We start from the raw sequence: 18,978 nt of genomic DNA, 5'->3' as shown, positions 1-18,978 counted from the left end.
GATAGTAAAAAGAAACGATAAAGAATTATGTCGCAAAATCAAGACGAAACTACGCTACAAACGTTTAAGCGATTGTGGACGTATATCCGTGAATACAAGACAGGTTTAGTAGTGGCGGTGATCGCATTGGTCATCAACGCAGCCGCAGATACCTACATGCTTTCGTTGCTGAAACCCCTCCTTGATGAAGGATTTGGTGATGTTGAATCTAATTTTCTAAAAATCCTTCCGCTGATCATTATAGCCATGATGTTGATTCGAGGTTTGTCCGGGTTTGTTTCCACCTACTGTTTGAGCTGGGTATCGGGCAAAGTGGTTATGCACCTTCGAAGAGGCATCTTCAATCATTTCATGCATATGCCAGTCTCGTTTTTTGATAAAGAATCGACGGGTGGGCTACTGTCTCGAATTACCTATGACTCAGAACAAGTAGCCGGGGCTACGAGCCGCTCGCTGGTCAGCATTGTTCGTGAAGGGGCAAGTATTTTAGGCCTATTGTTCCTGATGTTTTGGAGCAGTTGGCAGCTTTCACTGGTTCTACTGGTTGTCGCGCCGGTTGTCGCCTGGGCAATTCGCTTCGTTTCTAAGCGTTTTCGCAAGATTTCTCATAGCATGCAGACGTCGATGGGTCATATGACTACCTCGGCAGAGCAGATGCTGAAAGGCCATAAAGTGGTGTTGAGTTATGGCGGTCAACAGGTTGAAAAGGCGCGATTTGATGAAATGAGTAATCAAATGCGCCAGCAGACTATGAAGATGGTTGCTGCATCTGCGATTGCGAACCCTGTGATTCAAATGATCGCGTCTCTTGCGCTTGTCGCCGTATTGTATCTAGCGAGCTTTGATGAAGTTCGTGAACAGCTTACCGCAGGTACCTTTACGGTCATTTTCTCTGCTATGTTCTCATTGATGCGTCCACTCAAAGCACTAACTGGTGTGACGGCAGAATTCCAGCGCGGTATGGCAGCGAGTCATACCTTGTTTAGCCTTATGGATCTCGAAGTAGAGCGCGATAATGGCACGGTCGAAATTGAGAAGGCAAAAGGCGATCTAGCAGTGAAAGACATCACTTTCACGTACGCAGGCACTGAGAAGCCCGCGCTTCGCAACGTGAGTTTTGATTTGCCGGCAGGAAAGACCATTGCGCTAGTGGGACGTTCGGGTTCAGGAAAAAGCACCATCGCTAACTTGTTTACACGCTTTTACGACATTGATAGCGGCAGTATTGAGCTTGATGGTTACAAAATTGAAGACATTAAACTGACCAACCTGCGTAAGCATTTTGCGCTGGTATCGCAAAATGTACACTTGTTCAACGATACCATTGCCAACAATATTGCGTATGCGACAGATGGCCAATTCTCTCGAGAGCAGATTGAGCACGCGGCTAAGTTGGCGCACGCAATGGAGTTTATCAGCAACCTAGATCAAGGTTTGGATACCGTCATTGGTGAGAATGGCGCAAGTCTTTCCGGTGGCCAGCGTCAACGCATTGCGATTGCCAGAGCTCTGCTCCGAGATGCACCTATCTTGATTTTAGATGAAGCAACCTCGGCACTAGACACTGAATCGGAACGTGCTATCCAAGCCGCACTCGATGAGTTACAAAAAGACAAAACAGTATTAGTGATTGCACATCGTCTGTCGACAATTGAAGAAGCGGACGAAATATTAGTCGTCGATGATGGCGAGATCATCGAGCGTGGAGATCACAAGACTCTGCTAGATCACCAAGGTGCTTATGCTCAGCTACACAAAATTCAGTTTGGTGAGCACTAGTGATAGAGCAGATCTGGTTTGGTAGACATCCGCTGGGATTGCTGTTGTGGCCTCTGCTGTGGCCACTGAGCAGACTGTATCGCTTTATCTCAGCCAAACGTCGTAAAGCGTATTCATCGGGTGACAAACCAAGCTATCGTTCCCGCGTACCTGTGATCGTTGTAGGTAACATTACAGCGGGCGGCAACGGTAAAACTCCGATGGTGGTGTGGCTCGTTGAACAGCTTCTAAATCAGGGTAAAAAACCGGGCGTGGTTTCTCGTGGTTACGGCGGAAAAGCGAGTGCTTACCCGCTACTGGTTACCTCAGACACTGCCGCAAGCGAATGTGGTGACGAGCCTAAGCTTATTTTCGAAAGAACGCAGGTTCCGGTCTGTGTGGATCCGGTTCGAGCCAATGCGGTTAAGCATTTAGAATTACTTGGGGCTGATGTCATCATTACCGATGACGGCTTGCAGCATTATGCCCTCGAGCGAGCTTATGAAATCGTGGTGATTGATGGTGTGAGGCGGTTTGGTAATCAGCAGCCTATTCCACTCGGCCCTCTGAGAGAGCCACTATCTAGGCTTGATGAAGTCAACCTGCTAGTCGTTAATGGTGGGGACGTTGAGGCTAATGAACGCGAAAAGCGATTCACGCTTGCTCCGAATGTGGCGATCAATTTGAACAACGGTCAAACTGCTTCGGTAGAACAACTGGGTACCTTGGCTGCATTTGCCGGGATAGGGCACCCTCCGCGCTTTTTCGACACCTTAAGTCAACTCGGAGCAAACCTTGTAAAAACGCAAGGGTTTGCTGACCACCAAGCGTTTGATGAGACTAAGCTAGCAGAATTTAGTCATGGCGTGGAAAACGTCATTATGACCGAGAAAGATGCGGTAAAATGCCGCTCATTTTCAAAGGATAATTGGTGGTATTTGCCAGTCTCGGCACAGTTTAATCGCCAAGATGGTGAGCAAATACTACAAGAAATCAACAAGGTAATAGAGAGTTATGGATCATAGATTACTTGAGATCGTCGCATGCCCAGTATGCAAAGGAAAGCTAACCTTCGATAAAGATAAACAAGAGCTTATTTGTAAGCTAGACCGCCTTGCTTACCCTATCAAAGAGGGTATTCCGGTGTTACTCGAACCTGAAGCGCGCCAAATGAGCATGGAAGAGGGTCGCTAAATGGCATTCACGGTTATCATTCCTGCTCGTTACAACTCATCGCGTCTGCCGGGCAAGCCTTTGGCTGACATCGTTGGTAAACCTATGGTGCAACACGTCTATGAGCGCGCGAAACAATCGGGCGCAGAGCGTGTTGTCGTTGCTACGGACGATGTGCGTGTTGAAGCGGCAGTGCAAGCTTTTGGTGGTGAAGTGTGCATGACGTCACCCGATCATGAATCAGGTACAGAGCGCTTGGCCGAAGTGGTTAAGCTGATGGGTATCGATGATGATCACACCATTGTTAATGTACAAGGGGATGAGCCGTTGATTCCAGCGAGCATCATTGCTCAGGTAGCGGAAAATCTTCAATCAAGCCAAGCTCCAATGGCGACACTTGGCGTGGCGATTGAGCATGAAGCCGAAGTGTTCAATCCAAACGCAGTTAAAGTGGTCACGGATCAAAATGGATTTGCGCTCTATTTTAGCCGAGCTACTATCCCATGGGATCGTGATGCATACGCAAATGAACCTAAATTAGCGGCCAAGCAACCCTTGATGCGCCACATTGGTATCTATGCTTACCGAGCGGGCTTTATTAATACGTATATTAATTGGGCACCTAGCGCACTTGAGAAAATTGAGTCATTAGAGCAGCTAAGAGTGCTTTGGTATGGCGAGCGTATACACGTGGCGCTTGCTATCGACGCACCACCTGCGGGTGTTGATACCCCTGAAGATCTCGAGCAAGTTCGAGCGTTACTAGCCAACTAACTTCTAACCACCGACCACTTAGGTCGGTGGTTTTGTTTTGGGCTCTGTTTGTTAAAAGCTCTGTTTTTTAAAACAAGTCTGTCGCCGGAATTTCACGCCACTCTCCGGGCTGAAGGGCGTCTAGCGCATACTTACCCATACTAGCGCGAATCAAGCGCAACGTCGGAAAGCCAATGTTGGCTGTCATACGGCGCACCTGACGGTTTCGTCCTTCGATAATGGTAATACTCAACCAGGTCGTTGGAATATTGGCACGAAAGCGCACAGGAGGCTCTCTGTCCCATACGCTCGGCTCTTTCATGCGCTCAATTTTGGCGGGCAATGTCGGGCCATCTTTGAGTTCGACGCCATTGCGCAGTTTATCTAAATCAGACTCTGTTGGTTCGCCATCAACTTGAACCCAGTATGTCTTTTCTGACTTCGATTGGGGCTGAGTGAGTCTAGCCTGTAACACGCCGTCATTGGTAAGCACCATTAGACCTTCGCTATCGCGATCGAGTCGACCGGCTGCGTAGACATCTTTGATTGGGATATAGTCTGCCAGCGTTTTTCTTCCCTCTCCGTCGGTGAACTGGCTCAGCGTATCGTAGGGCTTATTAAACAAAATGACTTTGCGATCGCCTGGCGCCGGGCGCTTTTTCTCTGGTTTTGAAGTAACTCCAGGTTTACGTCTTCTGGTTTGTCCAGTTTTCTGGTGTTTTTGTTGGCTTTTTTGTTTGAATTGACCTGATGATGAGCGATTGGGGCGAGGGGAACCTTTACGCGCTGTTTTAATTGTCATGTTAACTACCTTGCAAAAATGTAAACAAACTGTGTGGTTTAGTTTTGTCTACGAGTGTTTTGAGCTATCATGAGCGCGCTCAAAAACAGGAATAACGCACAAGATAATAGACTAATTGACCAATTTTGTTTAATTATAAGTGCTTAGGATTTCGTTCGACTGAGTAAATTTACACCAAATCCTTGGGTTTTCATCTGAAACTGTCTTAGATTTGCCCGCAGTTTGGTGTCCAGTCGCAACGTTTACGCTATCTAAAAGATGGCGTTAATTGATAAGGGTGCTCAGCCCGATTAGAACGATAGGGAAATTTCATGCCTACAGAAAAGCCGACAATCATCTATACCATTACTGATGAAGCGCCAGCGCTGGCAACATATTCATTGCTACCGATCATTCAGTCTTTCACCGCGTCTTCAGGTATTGATGTTGATACACGAGATATTTCACTAGCAGGGCGTATCATTGCTAACTTCCCTGACTACCTAAAAGAAGAGCAGCGCATCGGTGATGCATTGACCGAACTCGGTGAATTGGCGAAAACGCCAGAAGCAAACATCATTAAACTTCCAAACATTTCTGCTTCAATTCCTCAGCTACAAGCGGCTATCAAAGAGCTGCAAGCGAATGGTTATGCTCTTCCAAATTATCCAGAAGAACCTGCGAATGCAGAGCAAGAAGCGGTAAAAGCGACATACGACAAAATTAAAGGCAGTGCAGTAAACCCAGTGTTGCGTGAAGGTAACTCTGACCGTCGTGCTCCTTTGTCTGTTAAGAATTACGCGAAGAAAAACCCACACTCAATGGGGGCGTGGTCTAAAGATTCTAAGTCACACGTTTCTAGCATGTCTGGTAATGACTTCTTTGGCAGCGAGAAATCGGTGACAACAGAAAGCGCAACAGACGTGCAGATCCGATTCACATCGGCGTCAGGCGAAACTAAAGTTCTTAAAGACAAAGTTGCGCTCCAAGCAGGTGAAATCATTGATGCTTCAGTGATGAACAAAAACGCACTGGTTACTTTCTTCGAAGAGCAGATTGAAGAAGCGAAGAAGCAAGATGTATTGTTGTCGCTGCACATGAAAGCGACCATGATGAAGGTCTCTGACCCGGTTATCTTTGGTCATGCAGTAAAAGTTTACTACAAAACCGTCTTTGACAAATACGCTGCGCTGTTTGATGAACTAGGTGTAGACGTTAACAACGGTATTGGTGACGTATACGCGAAAATTGCTTCGCTACCAGCGGCGCAAAAAGGCGAAATTGAAGCTGATCTAGCGGCCGTGTACGAGACGCAACCACCACTTGCGATGGTTGATTCTGACCGTGGTATCACTAACCTGCACGTACCAAGCGACATCATTGTTGATGCGTCTATGCCAGCAATGCTGCGCTCTTCTGGTCAAATGTGGGGACCAGACGGTAAGCAAAAAGACACTAAAGCAATGATCCCTGATCGCAGCTACGCGAGCATCTATCAAGCTGTGATTGATTTTTGTAAGCAGCACGGTGCATTTGATCCGACGACAATGGGCAGCGTGCCTAACGTCGGTCTGATGGCGCAAAAAGCTGAAGAGTATGGTTCACACGATAAGACATTTATCTTGGATGCTGACGGTACTGTCTCAGTTGTTGACGCTGAAGGCAATGTGCTTATTGAGCAGCAGGTTGAGGAAGGTGATATCTTCCGTATGTGTCAGGTGAAAGATGCGCCAATTCAAGATTGGGTGAAATTGGCAGTGACTCGTGCACGTGCCTCTAGCACACCAGCTGTATTTTGGTTGGATGAAAACCGTGCACACGATGCTGAGCTTATCAAGAAGGTTAACCAGTACCTACCTGAGTACGACACCGCTGGCCTTGAAATTCACATCAAGTCGCCATTAGAAGCTACGCTATTCTCGCTAGAGCGCATCAAAGAAGGTCTAGATACTATTTCTGTCACAGGTAACGTACTTCGTGATTACCTGACGGATCTATTTCCGATTCTTGAGCTTGGTACTTCTGCGAAGATGCTGTCTATCGTACCGCTTATGAACGGCGGCGGTCTATTTGAAACTGGTGCTGGTGGTTCCGCTCCTAAGCACGTTCAACAGGTTCAAAAAGAAAACCACCTACGTTGGGATTCTTTAGGTGAATTCTTGGCTCTTGCTGCTTCTCTGGAGCATCTAGCGGTTGTTTCTGGTAAAGAGAAAGCGAATGTACTGGCGAAAGCACTGGATGCTGCGACAGGCAAGTTCCTAGATAACAACAAGTCGCCATCGCGCAAAGTGGGTGAGCTTGATAACCGCGGCTCTCACTACTACCTAGCGCTATACTGGGCTCAGGCTCTAGCAGTGCAAACTGAAGATGCAGCATTGGCAGAAGAGTTCGCTCCAATTGCAGAGCAGCTGGCATCCAATGAGAGCATCATCGTATCTGAGCTAAACAATGCTCAAGGTGAGGCAGGTGACCTTGGCGGCTACTATCAGCCAAGTGACGCGAAAGCTTCTACGTTGATGCGCCCAAGCGCAACGCTAAATAGCATCATTGGCTAATAGCATTTAGATATAAAAAAACCACCTAGCGGTGGTTTTTTTATATCTTACGGTCAGTATTTTCGGGTAATTCGTATTGATTAGTAAATGACAACTACTTCGCTAGATCACCTTCTACCGGTGTTACTACGCTGGCATGATAGCCCTTTGGACCTTCTTCTACTTCGTAGTTCACTTGCTGGCCAGCCTTTAGAGTGCGGTAGCCGTCCATTTTGATTGTCGAGTAGTGAGCGAAAATGTCGCCGTCTTCACCTTCTGGACAAATAAAGCCAAATCCTTTGGCATTGTTAAACCATTTTACTGTACCTATCGCCATGCTATACATCCCTCATGCATTTTGTAACTGAAGTTGCGGTAGAAGATACTGACCGTTGGTAAATCTACTTACTTCATTGAGACTATTTGTTGTGAACCTACGTACCTTAAACTGAGGACTTTCCAACTTTGTCATCCTCATGAGAGAGCTGAGAGCTCAAACAGAAGCATGTGGTTGTGAGAAAATTCCCATTCCCTGGGGCATAGTGATTCATAACTTGTTAAATTTTAGTCACTAGTTAACCACTCTAGTCAAACATTGAGCGTAGTCAATAGGAAAAAGGCATAAATAACCACATAATCTATACATATGCGCTTTGGTTTTAACAAATGTGCAATGGAAAGCTTTTGTTTACATGCTCTTAATGTATGCTAGGCAAAAGGAGGAATAAGTTTTTTCAACTTGGCTCATATGTGACACACTCTAATAGCATTGTTTTGTTTGCAGCGATACAATTGGTGCATTAGTCTCTTTATAAGAGATGTTTTTCGAGTGACAGACACCGAGAGCACGTTAGCTCTAGCTAAGCCTCCTTTGACTGACACAGTGTTTTGACTTTTAAAGAAAACTCTCAAACATTTGGCCATGAGTAAAAATTTTGAATGGGTGACTCCAGACTCAGACTTATTGGAGAAAGAAAAAACTAAGGTTGAGCCACCGGCGTTGTACAACGTTATCCTCAATAACGATGATTACACTCCGATGGACTTTGTTGTAGAAATCTTGGAACGCTTTTTTTCACTCAACGAAGATAGAGCAACGCAGGTGATGTTGGCTGTGCACTACGAAGGCAAAGCTGTTTGTGGCACATTCACCGCCGAAGTTGCTGAAACGAAAGTTGCTCAAGTGACCATGTATTCAAGGGAACATGAACACCCACTATTGTGTACCATGGAAAAAGCCTAATTTTCGCTTGAATGGCGTTTGCCATTCCTTAGGAGGTACTTATGCTGAACAAAGAACTAGAATCGAGTCTGAACGGCGCATTCGCTCGTGCCCGTGACAAAAGACATGAATTCATGACCGTAGAGCATCTCCTTTTAGCTTTGTTGGAAAATGACTCGGCTAAAGAGGCCCTTACTGCTTGTAACGCTAATCTTGAAACGCTGCGCAATGAGCTTGATATTTTCATCGACCAAACGACGCCGCTTATTCCCGACTCTGACGACACACGTGAAACTCAACCTACGTTGAGTTTCCAACGAGTGCTTCAGCGCGCTGTTTTCCATGTTCAGTCTTCTGGCCGCAGTGAAGTCACTGGTGCTAACGTGCTTGTTGCTATTTTCAGTGAACAAGAATCTCATGCCGCTTACCTCCTCAAAAAGAACGACATTAGCCGCCTAGATATCGTTAACTTTATTTCCCATGGCATTACTAAAAATGCAGGGCCTTCAGGTGATGAACCGTCAAGTGGTTCACTAGGTGGAAGCAGCGAGAGCATTGAAGAAGCGAATGGTGAAGACCGTTTAGAAAGCTTTGCGACTAACCTTAACCAAGTTGCGAAAGCCGGTAACATCGACCCGCTAATCGGTCGTGATAAAGAGCTTGAGAGAACCATTCAAGTACTTTGCCGTCGCCGCAAAAACAATCCACTGCTAGTTGGCGAAGCTGGCGTCGGTAAAACGGCCATCGCTGAAGGCTTGGCGTGGAGAATTGTTGAAGGCCAGGTGCCAGAAGTTATTAGCAATAGCATAATTTACTCGCTTGATATCGGCTCACTGCTAGCGGGTACTAAGTATCGTGGTGACTTCGAGAAACGCTTTAAAACGATTCTTAAGCAACTTGAAAAAGAAGATGACGCCATCCTGTTTATCGATGAAATCCATACCATCATCGGTGCGGGTGCCGCTTCCGGTGGCCAAGTAGACGCCGCTAACCTTATCAAGCCACTATTGAGCAGCGGTAAGCTTCGCTGTATTGGTTCAACAACCTACCAAGAGTACAGCAACATCTTTGATAAAGAGCGTGCGCTGTCTCGTCGATTCCAAAAAATCGACGTGGTTGAGCCATCTCTTGATGACACGACGAAGATCCTTATGGGTCTGAAACCGAAATACGAAGAACATCACGAAGTCCGCTATACCAATAAAGCACTTCGTGCGGCGGTTGAACTATCGGCTAAATACATCAATGAGCGTCACTTGCCAGATAAAGCTATTGACGTGATTGATGAAGCGGGCGCACGCAGCCGATTGGTACCAGCAAGCCGCCGTAAGAAAACGGTAGGTGTTGCCGATATCGAAGCTATGGTGGCTAAGATGGCTCGTATTCCAGAAAAATCTGTCTCATCGTCTGATAAAGACATTCTTCAGAACCTTGATGAGAAGATGAAGATGCTGGTGTTTGGTCAAGACCAAGCCATCGATGTCTTGTCTGAGGCTATCAAGATGACTCGTGCAGGCCTTGGCAATGATGATAGGCCTGTGGGCTCTTTCTTGTTTGCAGGTCCTACCGGTGTTGGTAAGACTGAAGTTACAGTTCAGCTATCGAAACTGCTTGGTATTGAGTTACTTCGTTTTGATATGTCTGAATACGGTGAGCGTCACTCTGTCAGCCGCCTAATTGGTGCGCCTCCTGGTTACGTAGGTTATGACCAAGGCGGCCTTCTTACTGATGCGGTCATTAAGCACCCTCATTCAGTGGTACTTCTTGATGAAATTGAGAAAGCACACCCAGATATCTTCAACTTGCTCCTTCAGGTTATGGATAACGGCACGTTAACGGACAACAACGGACGTAAAGCCGATTTCCGCAATGTTATCCTAGTCATGACCAGTAACGCTGGTGTGACGGAAACTGAGAAGAAATCGATTGGCCTGATCCAACAAGATCACAAGCCGGATGCGATGGGCGCTATCAAGCGTGTGTTCACGCCAGAGTTCCGCAACCGTCTTGACGGAATTATCTGGTTCAATAGCCTAGATGATGTTGTTATCCACCAAGTTGTTGATAAGTTCATTGTAGAGCTTCAAGCTCAGCTTGATACGCGTGGCGTATCGCTGGAGGTTTCTGATGAAGCGCGTGATTGGCTTGCGGTTAAGGGTTATGACAAAACCATGGGTGCACGTCCAATGGGTCGCGTTATCCAAGATAAGCTTAAGAAGCCACTGGCCAACGAACTTCTGTTTGGCAGCCTGGTTGACGGTGGGACGGTACGCGTATCGCTTAAAGATGATGATCTTGAGTTCGAATACGTAGGAGCGAAAGAAGCAGCTGAAGTTCATCACTGATTGAAATTGGACTAGCTCTATTTGCAAAAAGCGTGCGAGAAATCGTACGCTTTTTTTGTGCCCAGCTTTCGTTAGGTCTTGACGAGACTTAGAGTTTTTAAGACAAAGCGCAATAAAAAACGGAGCGACAGGCTCCGTTTTTTATTGCATTCGGCAATCGTAGATTAACGAGCGCGGAAGACGATGCGGCCTTTAGACAGGTCGTATGGAGTCATCTCTACAGTTACTTTGTCACCAGTAAGGATACGGATGTAGTTTTTGCGCATCTTACCAGAGATGTGTGCAGTTACTACGTGACCGTTTTCTAGTTCAACACGGAACATTGTGTTTGGTAGAGTATCAAGGACAGTGCCTTGCATCTCAATTACGTCTTCTTTAGCCATTTAATCCTCTTTCGAAATGTGGCGCTTTTAACGGCGCGCATTGTGCCGTTAAAATCTTAATAAGTAAAGTTGCGGTGTATTCTACCCTTGCCAACGCTGATTTACTAGCCTTTGATGACGTCCAAAGCGGGTTTTGTAGTTCATCGCTGCACAATCATCGATTTGATAACCGAGATAAAGCCACTGCTTTTGATATTGCTGACAGTAATCAAGCTGACACAGTACGGCGAAGGTACCTAGCGAGAGTGCGTAATCTGGGTCAAAAAAGGTATAGAAAGCGCTCGCGCTGTTGTCTAGAACATCGGTGATAGCGATGGCAATCAAGGTATCGTCATCAAAGATGTGTAGGTAGTGCATGGTTAGCCATTGGCACTGCGCAAAATCAAAAAACTCCGTTTCTCGCGGTGGGTACATCGATCCGCTTGAGTGTCGTGCTTCAATGTACTTAGTGTAAAGCGAGAACCAATTCTCATCGAGCTCTGTTCGTATTTCCCAGCGCAGATGCTTGCCTTTAGAACGCAAGCGCTTTTGGCTTTGCGTTGGTTTAAAGTCGGGCACTGAGACACGCAGAGCTTGGCATGCCTGACATGTGTCGCACTGTGGTTTGTACAAGGTATTACCGCTGCGACGAAACCCATTAGCGAGCAGCATTTCGAAATTGTCTCTATTGTGCATCTCTTTCTCAAGCACGATAGCGACCCGCTCTTCCTTGGATTTAATGTAACTGCAAGGCTGTTTGCGGCTAAGCCCAATTCGGATTTGTTGCACGGCCATTGTCATCGATTCTCACCTCCGTCTATAGCCAATGATAGCGTTTGCGGTGAAAAACAGGAAAGTTCCAAGGCAGATTGTTGATGTTGCTGCAAACGTGATAGGAAGTCATCGCGACTCATTTCTATCGCGCCGAGGGACTCTAAATGCGGGTTCATAACTTGGCAGTCAATCAGCTTCCCTCCTGACTGGGTAAAATGATGGCAGAAGTACCATAGGGCGATCTTTGACGCATTGGGGGCAAGGGAGAACATGGATTCACCACAGAAAACTTGGCCAATTGAAAGTCCATATAGTCCGCCAATGAGTTCGTCGTCTCGCCATACCTCTACAGAGTGGCAATAGCCCATCTTGGCCAGTTGGATATAGGCAGCGCGCATGTCAGCGTTGAGCCATGTTTCCTCAAGTGGACGGGTGCTTGAGCAATAACCAATAACTGCTTGAGTTCTGTGATTGATAGTGACGCGATACTGGTGCTTGCGTTGAAACTTTTTAAGGCTTTTTGATGGCTTGTAGATTTGAGGTTCAAATACAGCGCGCGGAGACGGGCTCCACCAAAGAAGTGGCTCATTGGGTCCAAACCACGGAAATACACCATGCTTATAAGCACTGATTAGACGCTCTGGACGCAAATCACCGCCAAAGGCAAGCAGTCCGTTGGGTTCCTCTAATGCTTCATATGGAGAGGGGAAGCTTAAGTCTTCTACATCCAACTCTGGAAGATAAATGGTCATACGAAAGTGGCTCTGTGTTCTCGGTTTTTGCGGTGTACTAGTTAGCTAGTATTTGTTTGGTTGATTTTTGACCCGCAATGGCATGATTAGGGGTAGCGCTTGGTCACTATTTTCGATAGTCTGCCAGTACGAAGAATTATAGAGGATACTTCACGTTAGGATCGAAGTATCGACAAAGGATTAAACACCCCAATGGAAAGCTTAACATTACAACCTATTCAGAAAGTATCGGGAACCGTTAATCTTCCTGGTTCGAAAAGCGTTTCCAACCGTGCCTTGCTTCTTGCAGCACTCGCTGAGGGCACGACAACACTGACTAACTTACTTGATAGTGATGACATTCGTCATATGCTTAACGCGCTTACTCAACTTGGCGTTGAGTATCAGTTATCTGACGACAAAACTCAATGTGTGGTCAAAGGTTTAGGTAAGGCGTTTACCGTAGATGCAGCGACTGAGTTGTTTTTAGGTAATGCGGGAACCGCTATGCGTCCGCTCGCTGCTGCGCTTTGTCTAGGTCAAGGTGAGTTTGTACTCACTGGCGAGCCTCGCATGAAAGAGCGACCAATTGGTCATCTTGTCGATGCACTTGTCGAAGCCGGCGCGGATATTACCTATCTTGAAAACGAGCACTACCCACCATTAAAAATTAACGGCACCGGCTTGAAAGGTGGTCACGTTAAAATCGATGGTTCAATCTCAAGCCAGTTCCTGACAGCTTTTTTGATGTCGGCGCCTCTTGCGAAAGCGGATGTGACGATTGAGATTGTTGGTGACTTAGTGTCTAAGCCATACATTGATATTACTCTGCACATCATGAAGCAGTTTGGCGTTGAAGTTGAAAACCAAAACTATCAGCAATTTGTTGTGAAAAGTGGTCAACAATACCGCTCACCGGGTCAGTTCTTGGTGGAAGGTGATGCATCATCGGCCTCTTACTTTCTTGCTGCTGCGGCAATCAAAGGCGGTGAAATTAAAGTCACAGGCATTGGTAAAAACAGCATCCAAGGTGATATTCACTTCGCTGACGCGCTGGAGAAAATGGGCGCAGACATTGAGTGGGGTGATGATTACATTTTGTGTCGTAAAGGTGAGTTAGTCGGCATTGATATGGACTATAACCATATCCCTGATGCTGCGATGACTATAGCGACAACAGCGCTATTTGCAAAAGGCACCACGGCGATTCGTAATGTTTACAACTGGCGCGTAAAAGAAACCGATCGACTCGCTGCGATGGCGACAGAACTACGTAAAGTAGGTGCCAAAGTCGAAGAAGGGGAAGATTATATTATTGTCGAACCAACATCGGATCTTAAACACGCAGCCATTGATACTTATGATGATCACCGTATGGCGATGTGTTTCTCGCTGGTCGCATTGAGCGATACACCCGTGACGATCAATGACCCTAAATGTACGTCAAAAACCTTCCCGGATTACTTTGACAAACTAGCCGGACTTAGCCAGTAATTTTTAAAGCGCCTTATCGAAAGATAGGGCGCTTTGATTTTTGAAAACCTAGATTTTGAAGACCTAGATTTTGAAGACGTTGTTTTCAAAGACGTGGCTTTCAAAGAATTCGTTTTTACCGATTTCGACAATTATTTGAGCGTGAACTCTTTAGAAAGATGGTGAGCTAGGTATTTGAACATATTAAAAACTGCGGTCGTTTTTTCTGTCGGTAAACTATTGTCATCCAAAAAATAGTTACCTTTAAAGACCAACACTCCGTCTTTCTCTTCCACGCTATCTGCGCGCATGCCATCTAGGTAGTCGTCATGCTCTTGGATGACTTGGTTGGCAATTAACAATAGGTCGAATGGCGAGATAGGCGTTTTTTGTGACATATTGATGTCCTCTATATATATGGCTTTGCCGTAGTGTATGAGCGACAGCACATTTTGCAAGGGTAAATATCTCAGCTATAGTTAGCAGCAATTTGTGATTTGCGACAAACTTTGCTTAATGTTGCTGGTCAAGCTGGGTAAATGAAGTTTAATATTGCGCCATTTTTCAAATAGCGAGCCTGTTTCGATCGGACATTTGTCGACCAATTAGCTTCTGATTGTAAAAAAACAGGTTGATCTTCTTTTGTTCTCGCTCAATAGTAAAAAAAGAAGCATACATTTCGAACATCGTGCGATTAAATGTCGCAGTGTGATATAGGACGTTAGTGTCATTATGGGAAAGTCACTAGTTATAGTGGAGTCACCTGCTAAAGCTAAAACCATTAATAAGTACCTCGGTAAAGACTTTATTGTTAAGTCGAGTGTGGGTCACGTGCGTGATTTGCCAACTGCCGGTCAGAGTACAGGTAAAAAAGCGGCTGCGGTGTCTACCAAAGGCTTAAGTGCTGAAGAAAAAGCACGCATTAAAAAAGAAAAAGACCGTAAGGCACTCATCAAAAAGATGGGCATCAACCCATTCGACGACTGGGCAGCAAACTATCAAGTGCTACCTGGTAAAGAAAAGGTAGTTGCAGAGCTGCAAAAGCTTGCCAAAGACGCTGACCACGTTTATCTCGCAACCGATTTGGACCGCGAAGGAGAAGCTATCGCATGGCACCTTCGTGAGATCATCGGTGGCGATGAAGAGCGATACAAGCGTGTGGTCTTTAACGAGATTACTAAAAATGCTATCCAACAAGCGTTCCAGGATCCTGGTGAGCTGAATATGGATGGTGTTAATGCTCAGCAGGCGCGTCGTTTCCTCGACCGAGTTGTGGGCTTTATGGTGTCTCCGCTACTTTGGAAAAAAGTAGCCAGGGGCTTGTCTGCTGGCCGCGTACAGTCGGTGGCAGTAAAGCTGTTGGTAGAGCGTGAGCGTGAAATTAATGCATTTATTCCAGAAGAGTTCTGGGATATTCATGCAGACACCAAAACAACAGATAAAACCGACTTCCGTTTACTTGTTGCTCAGAAGCAAGGTAAGGCGTTTAAGCCTGTTAACGAGGCGGAAGCGAAAGCAGCGGTCGCAACACTAGATAAGGCCGTGTACGAAGTTTGCAAACGTGAAGACAGACCAACACAGAGCAAACCGTCGGCGCCATATATCACGTCAACACTGCAGCAGGCGGCAAGTACACGTCTAGGCTATGGTGTGAAAAAGACCATGATGCTCGCTCAAAGGCTCTATGAGGCGGGTTACATCACTTATATGCGTACTGACTCGACTAACCTCAGTGCAGAAGCTGTGGATGCGTTACGTGGCTTTATTGATAGTGAATTCGGTGACGCTTACCTACCGGCTAAGCCAAACTTCTACGGTAGCAAAGAAGGGGCGCAAGAAGCGCACGAAGCGATCCGTCCATCAGACGTGAATGTTAAAGTTGACGATCTGACAGGGATGGAAGCGGACGCTCATAAACTGTATGCGTTGATTTGGAATCAATTTGTTGCGTGTCAAATGACGCCAGCTAAATACGATTCGACGACCATCAGTGTTAAAGCGGATGACTACACGCTAAAAGCGAAAGGCCGTATTCTTAAGTTTGATGGTTGGACTCGCGTACAGCGTCCAATGGGCAAAAATGAAGATGCGATTCTTCCAGCTGTTCAGTTGGGCGATAAGCTCGACTTAATCGCACTGGATCCAAAACAGCACTTCACCAAGCCGCCAGCGCGTTTCACTGAAGCTGCATTGGTTAAAGAGCTTGAGAAACGTGGCATTGGCCGTCCGTCGACCTATGCTTCTATCATCTCTACGATCCAAGATCGCGGTTACGTGAAAGTGGAACAGCGTCGTTTCTACGCAGAGAAGATGGGCGAGATCGTTACTGACCGTCTAGATGACAGCTTTACCGATTTGATGAACTATGACTTCACCGCTCGTATGGAGCAGAAGCTAGACCAAATCGCCGAAGGTGAGACGAACTGGAAGCAAGTTCTGAATGACTTCTTTGCCGAGTTCACCACCGATCTTGGCAAAGCGGAGCTTGATGAAGACCACGGCGGTATGAAGCCAAATCATATCGTTGAAACTGACATCGAGTGTCCAACCTGTGGTCGCCCAATGGGCATCCGCACAGCATCAACTGGTGTATTCCTGGGATGTTCTGGTTATGCGCTGCCGCCGAAAGAGCGTTGCAAAACGACCATCAACCTTGGTGATGAAGAAGGCATTATCAATGTTCTAGAAGAAGACGTTGAAACCGCTGCACTTCGTGCTAAGAAGCGTTGTCCAATCTGTGAAACGGCAATGGACGCGTACTTGATTGATGACAAACGTAAGCTTCACGTGTGTGGTAACAACCCGAACTGTGAGGGTTATGTGGTTGAGCACGGCGAGTTCAAGGTGAAAGGCTACGATGGCCCAACCGTTGAATGTGATAAATGTGGTTCTGAGATGGTGTTGAAAAACGGCCGTTTTGGTAAATACATGGATTGCACCAGCGAAACCTGTAAGAACACGCGTAAGATCCTTAAGAACGGTGAAATCGCACCGCCTAAAGAAGATCCTGTGCATTTCCCTGAGTTACCTTGTGAAAACTCAGATGCTTACTTTGTATTGCGTGATGGTGCTTCTGGTCTGTTTATGGCCGCAAGTAACTTCCCTAAATCACGTGAAACACGTGCGCCATTGGTCAGTGAGCTTGCTCGCTTTAAAGAGCGTTTATCACCTAAGTTTGTTTACTTAGCCGATGCGCCAGCAGAAGACCCTGATGGTCGTCCAACCGTCGTTCGCTTCAGTCGTAAGACCAAAGAGAACTACATTCGTTCAGAGATCGATGGCAAGCCGTCTGGCTGGACTGGTCTTTATGTTGATGGTAAGTGGGAAATCACTGACAAACGCAAGAAGCCAAAAGAGTCAAAGGCGTAACAGCGCTTAGTGATTCTAAAGTGACAAAAAACCTGATGTGTCGTTTGATACATCAGGTTTTTTATTGGATTGAAAACATCCTGCTATACAGAACACAAAAAGCAAAAGAGCCGCATCACTGCGGCTCTTTTGTGTTTCGCTTGCTCTGTCTTTCGAGCAGAGTTACTTGTCTTCTGACAAACCAACAAGCGCCGACTGAGTTTCCATAATATGAGCATCAATATCGCTAGTATTGCTGATACCTAGTTGCTCACGAGCCTCATCTTCACTGATTCCCAAGTGGCAGCACAGCAAATCGATGGCCATCTGAAAGTTGTTGTTCTCTACCATGGTGGTTTCCTTTTCCTATGGGCTTTGGGACTGATACGGACTTTATCTCGTCATTGCTAGAGTCACAATAAGACTAAAGTCTAAGACTTTTCCCAAGCATCTCCTCATACAAGCATTCCGCATTAAGTGACTTGTGCAGCACGCAGTGGATGTGCCTATAATAGCTTCACTATTTCAATACGTTATTCTTTATAAAGTAGTCAAAAGATTAATGCTTTGTTGCAATTTAAAGCTTAACCTTGAATTTCAAATCCACGACACTATGTATATATTGAATGTGAAAAATGCCACTTGGATCTCAAAGTAGTGTTGATACTGCGAGCAAGATAACAATCACCAAGAGAAAAACACAAAGGCATGATACTCAAGTAACATTGAGTAGATAGAAAAATAGCTTCTTAATCTGGAGAAATGTAAATGAAGCGAGTAGCACTCTTTTTAGCGACTAACCTTGCTGTAGTTTTGGTATTGAGTATTGTCCTCAATATCGTCTACGCGGTGACAGGTATGCAGCCTGGCAGCCTATCAGGGTTACTCATTATGGCTGCAGTATTTGGCTTTGGTGGCTCGTTTATCTCTTTGATGATGTCAAAGAGCATGGCGCTGCGCTCAGTAGGCGGAATGGTGATTGAAAGCCCACGCAACGAGACAGAGCACTGGCTATTAGAAACAGTGAGCCGTCAATCACAGCAAGCGGGTATTGGTATGCCAACGGTTGCTATTTATGACTCGCCTGACATCAACGCATTTGCGACGGGCGCAAAGCGTGATGATTCACTAGTCGCGGTATCTTCAGGTCTGCTGCACAACATGACTCGTGATGAAGCAGAAGCGGTTCTTGCGCACGAAGTGAGCCACATCGCCAATGGTGACATGGTCACCATGACACTGATGCAAGGTGTGGTTAACACGTTTGTTATCTTCCTATCGCGTTTTATTGCCAATATCGTCGCTTCAAACAACTCGGATGAAGAAGGCGAGGGTGGCAGCAACATGATGGTTTACTTCGGCGTCTCGTTTGTTCTTGAAATGGTGTTCGGCTTCCTAGCGAGCTTTATCACCATGTGGTACAGCCGTCATCGTGAGTTCCATGCTGATGCTGGAGCGGCAAGCCTAGTTGGTAAGCAGAAGATGATTGCGGCGCTTGAACGTCTTAAAATGAGCCAAGAATCTCAGCTTGAGGGGTCAATGATGGCATTTGGTATCAATGGTAAGCGTTCTATCACAGAGCTATTGATGAGCCACCCGCCGCTAGAAAAACGCATTAACGCACTACGTAGCGAACAGTACTAGTACTGAACCCCAAACAACTCGAACCTATTAAAAAGCTTGGAAAATTTTCCAGGCTTTTTTTTGATCCTTTCAAAATTGCG

At 46.1% G+C, this 18,978-nt stretch carries 17 protein-coding genes; 10 read left to right on the top strand and 7 right to left on the bottom strand.

The window, feature by feature from the left end; translation table 11 throughout:
* Positions 1-27 precede the first annotated feature (27 nt).
* From msbA to kdsB, 4 genes are read left to right on the top strand one after another with little or no spacing between them, the layout of a single operon-like run.
* Complete coding sequence (gene msbA, locus L4C42_RS07930; protein WP_353496617.1) at positions 28-1,779, top strand: lipid A ABC transporter ATP-binding protein/permease MsbA; 1,752 nt, start codon at positions 28-30, stop codon at positions 1,777-1,779.
* Positions 1,779-2,783, top strand: a complete 1,005-nt coding sequence (gene lpxK, locus L4C42_RS07925; protein ID WP_418642066.1) for a tetraacyldisaccharide 4'-kinase — start codon at positions 1,779-1,781, stop codon at positions 2,781-2,783. The genes msbA and lpxK overlap by 1 nt, the downstream gene beginning before the upstream one ends.
* Positions 2,773-2,952: a Trm112 family protein gene (locus L4C42_RS07920; RefSeq protein ID WP_006075338.1), complete on the top strand. Its 180-nt coding sequence runs from the start codon at positions 2,773-2,775 to the stop codon at positions 2,950-2,952. The genes lpxK and L4C42_RS07920 overlap by 11 nt, the downstream gene beginning before the upstream one ends.
* Positions 2,953-3,705, top strand: a complete 753-nt coding sequence (gene kdsB, locus L4C42_RS07915) for a 3-deoxy-manno-octulosonate cytidylyltransferase (protein WP_353496615.1) — start codon at positions 2,953-2,955, stop codon at positions 3,703-3,705.
* 67 nt (positions 3,706-3,772) lie between these two features.
* Here the strand turns inward: kdsB and L4C42_RS07910 are convergent, their stop codons facing one another.
* Positions 3,773-4,486 carry a pseudouridine synthase gene (locus L4C42_RS07910; protein ID WP_353496614.1) on the bottom strand — a complete coding sequence of 238 codons (714 nt, stop codon included), beginning with the start codon at positions 4,484-4,486 and terminating at the stop codon, positions 3,773-3,775.
* A gap of 311 nt (positions 4,487-4,797) precedes the next feature.
* Here L4C42_RS07910 and L4C42_RS07905 point away from each other — a divergent pair, with 311 nt between their 5' ends.
* Positions 4,798-7,020, top strand: coding sequence for an NADP-dependent isocitrate dehydrogenase (locus L4C42_RS07905; RefSeq protein WP_353496613.1), 2,223 nt, complete (start codon positions 4,798-4,800; stop codon positions 7,018-7,020).
* Between the two features lie 94 nt (positions 7,021-7,114).
* On the opposite strand, the gene cspD is transcribed toward L4C42_RS07905, so the two are convergent.
* Positions 7,115-7,336, bottom strand: a complete 222-nt coding sequence (gene cspD, locus L4C42_RS07900) for a cold shock domain-containing protein CspD (RefSeq protein ID WP_162631321.1) — start codon at positions 7,334-7,336, stop codon at positions 7,115-7,117.
* Between the two features lie 585 nt (positions 7,337-7,921).
* Between cspD and clpS the strand changes: the two genes are divergently transcribed.
* On the top strand, positions 7,922-8,242 hold the full coding sequence (gene clpS / locus L4C42_RS07895) for an ATP-dependent Clp protease adapter ClpS (RefSeq protein ID WP_042501817.1): 321 nt from the start codon (positions 7,922-7,924) through the stop codon (positions 8,240-8,242).
* 41 nt (positions 8,243-8,283) lie between these two features.
* On the top strand, positions 8,284-10,566 hold the full coding sequence (gene clpA / locus L4C42_RS07890) for an ATP-dependent Clp protease ATP-binding subunit ClpA (protein WP_353496612.1): 2,283 nt from the start codon (positions 8,284-8,286) through the stop codon (positions 10,564-10,566).
* Between the two features lie 164 nt (positions 10,567-10,730).
* On the opposite strand, the gene infA is transcribed toward clpA, so the two are convergent.
* The 3 genes from infA to aat form a co-directional block, all read right to left on the bottom strand.
* Positions 10,731-10,949 (bottom strand): translation initiation factor IF-1, encoded by a 219-nt coding sequence (gene infA / locus L4C42_RS07885; protein ID WP_001040192.1) that lies wholly within the window; start codon positions 10,947-10,949, stop codon positions 10,731-10,733.
* A gap of 81 nt (positions 10,950-11,030) precedes the next feature.
* A complete protein-coding gene (locus L4C42_RS07880; protein WP_418642067.1) occupies positions 11,031-11,729 on the bottom strand; it encodes an arginyltransferase in 699 nt (232 codons plus the stop codon).
* Positions 11,726-12,454: a leucyl/phenylalanyl-tRNA--protein transferase gene (gene aat, locus L4C42_RS07875; RefSeq protein ID WP_353496610.1), complete on the bottom strand. Its 729-nt coding sequence runs from the start codon at positions 12,452-12,454 to the stop codon at positions 11,726-11,728. Before aat ends, L4C42_RS07880 begins: the two co-directional genes overlap by 4 nt.
* Before the next feature lie 192 nt (positions 12,455-12,646).
* Here aat and aroA point away from each other — a divergent pair, with 192 nt between their 5' ends.
* Positions 12,647-13,927: a 3-phosphoshikimate 1-carboxyvinyltransferase gene (aroA, locus tag L4C42_RS07870; protein ID WP_353496609.1), complete on the top strand. Its 1,281-nt coding sequence runs from the start codon at positions 12,647-12,649 to the stop codon at positions 13,925-13,927.
* A gap of 131 nt (positions 13,928-14,058) precedes the next feature.
* On the opposite strand, the gene L4C42_RS07865 is transcribed toward aroA, so the two are convergent.
* Positions 14,059-14,304, bottom strand: coding sequence for a YciN family protein (locus L4C42_RS07865; protein WP_353496608.1), 246 nt, complete (start codon positions 14,302-14,304; stop codon positions 14,059-14,061).
* Between the two features lie 334 nt (positions 14,305-14,638).
* On the opposite strand from L4C42_RS07865, the gene topA reads away from it, so the two are divergent.
* Positions 14,639-17,275, top strand: coding sequence for a type I DNA topoisomerase (topA, locus tag L4C42_RS07860; protein WP_353496607.1), 2,637 nt, complete (start codon positions 14,639-14,641; stop codon positions 17,273-17,275).
* Between the two features lie 162 nt (positions 17,276-17,437).
* On the opposite strand, the gene L4C42_RS07855 is transcribed toward topA, so the two are convergent.
* Positions 17,438-17,605 carry a hypothetical protein gene (locus L4C42_RS07855; RefSeq protein ID WP_353496606.1) on the bottom strand — a complete coding sequence of 56 codons (168 nt, stop codon included), beginning with the start codon at positions 17,603-17,605 and terminating at the stop codon, positions 17,438-17,440.
* 417 nt (positions 17,606-18,022) lie between these two features.
* Between L4C42_RS07855 and htpX the strand changes: the two genes are divergently transcribed.
* Positions 18,023-18,898, top strand: coding sequence for a protease HtpX (gene htpX, locus L4C42_RS07850; protein ID WP_112477852.1), 876 nt, complete (start codon positions 18,023-18,025; stop codon positions 18,896-18,898).
* Positions 18,899-18,978 lie beyond the last annotated feature (80 nt).

The sequence above is a fragment of the Vibrio wakamikoensis genome (assembly GCF_050337275.1).
Classification (GTDB): domain Bacteria; phylum Pseudomonadota; class Gammaproteobacteria; order Enterobacterales; family Vibrionaceae; genus Vibrio; species Vibrio chaetopteri.
This window is presented reverse-complemented; position numbering and strand designations above follow the sequence as displayed.

What these genes read in the sequence shown, in the direction of transcription:
- infA (WP_001040192.1), bottom strand. Translation starts at nt 10,949, where the DNA reads ATGGCTAAAGAAGACGTAATTGAGATGCAAGGCACTGTCCTTGATACT.
- L4C42_RS07905 (WP_353496613.1), top strand. Translation starts at nt 4,798, where the DNA reads ATGCCTACAGAAAAGCCGACAATCATCTATACCATTACTGATGAAGCG.
- msbA (WP_353496617.1), top strand. Translation starts at nt 28, where the DNA reads ATGTCGCAAAATCAAGACGAAACTACGCTACAAACGTTTAAGCGATTG.
- L4C42_RS07880 (WP_418642067.1), bottom strand. Translation starts at nt 11,729, where the DNA reads ATGACAATGGCCGTGCAACAAATCCGAATTGGGCTTAGCCGCAAACAG.
- L4C42_RS07910 (WP_353496614.1), bottom strand. Translation starts at nt 4,486, where the DNA reads ATGACAATTAAAACAGCGCGTAAAGGTTCCCCTCGCCCCAATCGCTCA.
- cspD (WP_162631321.1), bottom strand. Translation starts at nt 7,336, where the DNA reads ATGGCGATAGGTACAGTAAAATGGTTTAACAATGCCAAAGGATTTGGC.
- L4C42_RS07855 (WP_353496606.1), bottom strand. Translation starts at nt 17,605, where the DNA reads ATGGTAGAGAACAACAACTTTCAGATGGCCATCGATTTGCTGTGCTGC.
- htpX (WP_112477852.1), top strand. Translation starts at nt 18,023, where the DNA reads ATGAAGCGAGTAGCACTCTTTTTAGCGACTAACCTTGCTGTAGTTTTG.
- topA (WP_353496607.1), top strand. Translation starts at nt 14,639, where the DNA reads ATGGGAAAGTCACTAGTTATAGTGGAGTCACCTGCTAAAGCTAAAACC.
- clpS (WP_042501817.1), top strand. Translation starts at nt 7,922, where the DNA reads ATGAGTAAAAATTTTGAATGGGTGACTCCAGACTCAGACTTATTGGAG.
- L4C42_RS07920 (WP_006075338.1), top strand. Translation starts at nt 2,773, where the DNA reads ATGGATCATAGATTACTTGAGATCGTCGCATGCCCAGTATGCAAAGGA.
- aat (WP_353496610.1), bottom strand. Translation starts at nt 12,454, where the DNA reads ATGACCATTTATCTTCCAGAGTTGGATGTAGAAGACTTAAGCTTCCCC.
- aroA (WP_353496609.1), top strand. Translation starts at nt 12,647, where the DNA reads ATGGAAAGCTTAACATTACAACCTATTCAGAAAGTATCGGGAACCGTT.
- L4C42_RS07865 (WP_353496608.1), bottom strand. Translation starts at nt 14,304, where the DNA reads ATGTCACAAAAAACGCCTATCTCGCCATTCGACCTATTGTTAATTGCC.
- kdsB (WP_353496615.1), top strand. Translation starts at nt 2,953, where the DNA reads ATGGCATTCACGGTTATCATTCCTGCTCGTTACAACTCATCGCGTCTG.
- clpA (WP_353496612.1), top strand. Translation starts at nt 8,284, where the DNA reads ATGCTGAACAAAGAACTAGAATCGAGTCTGAACGGCGCATTCGCTCGT.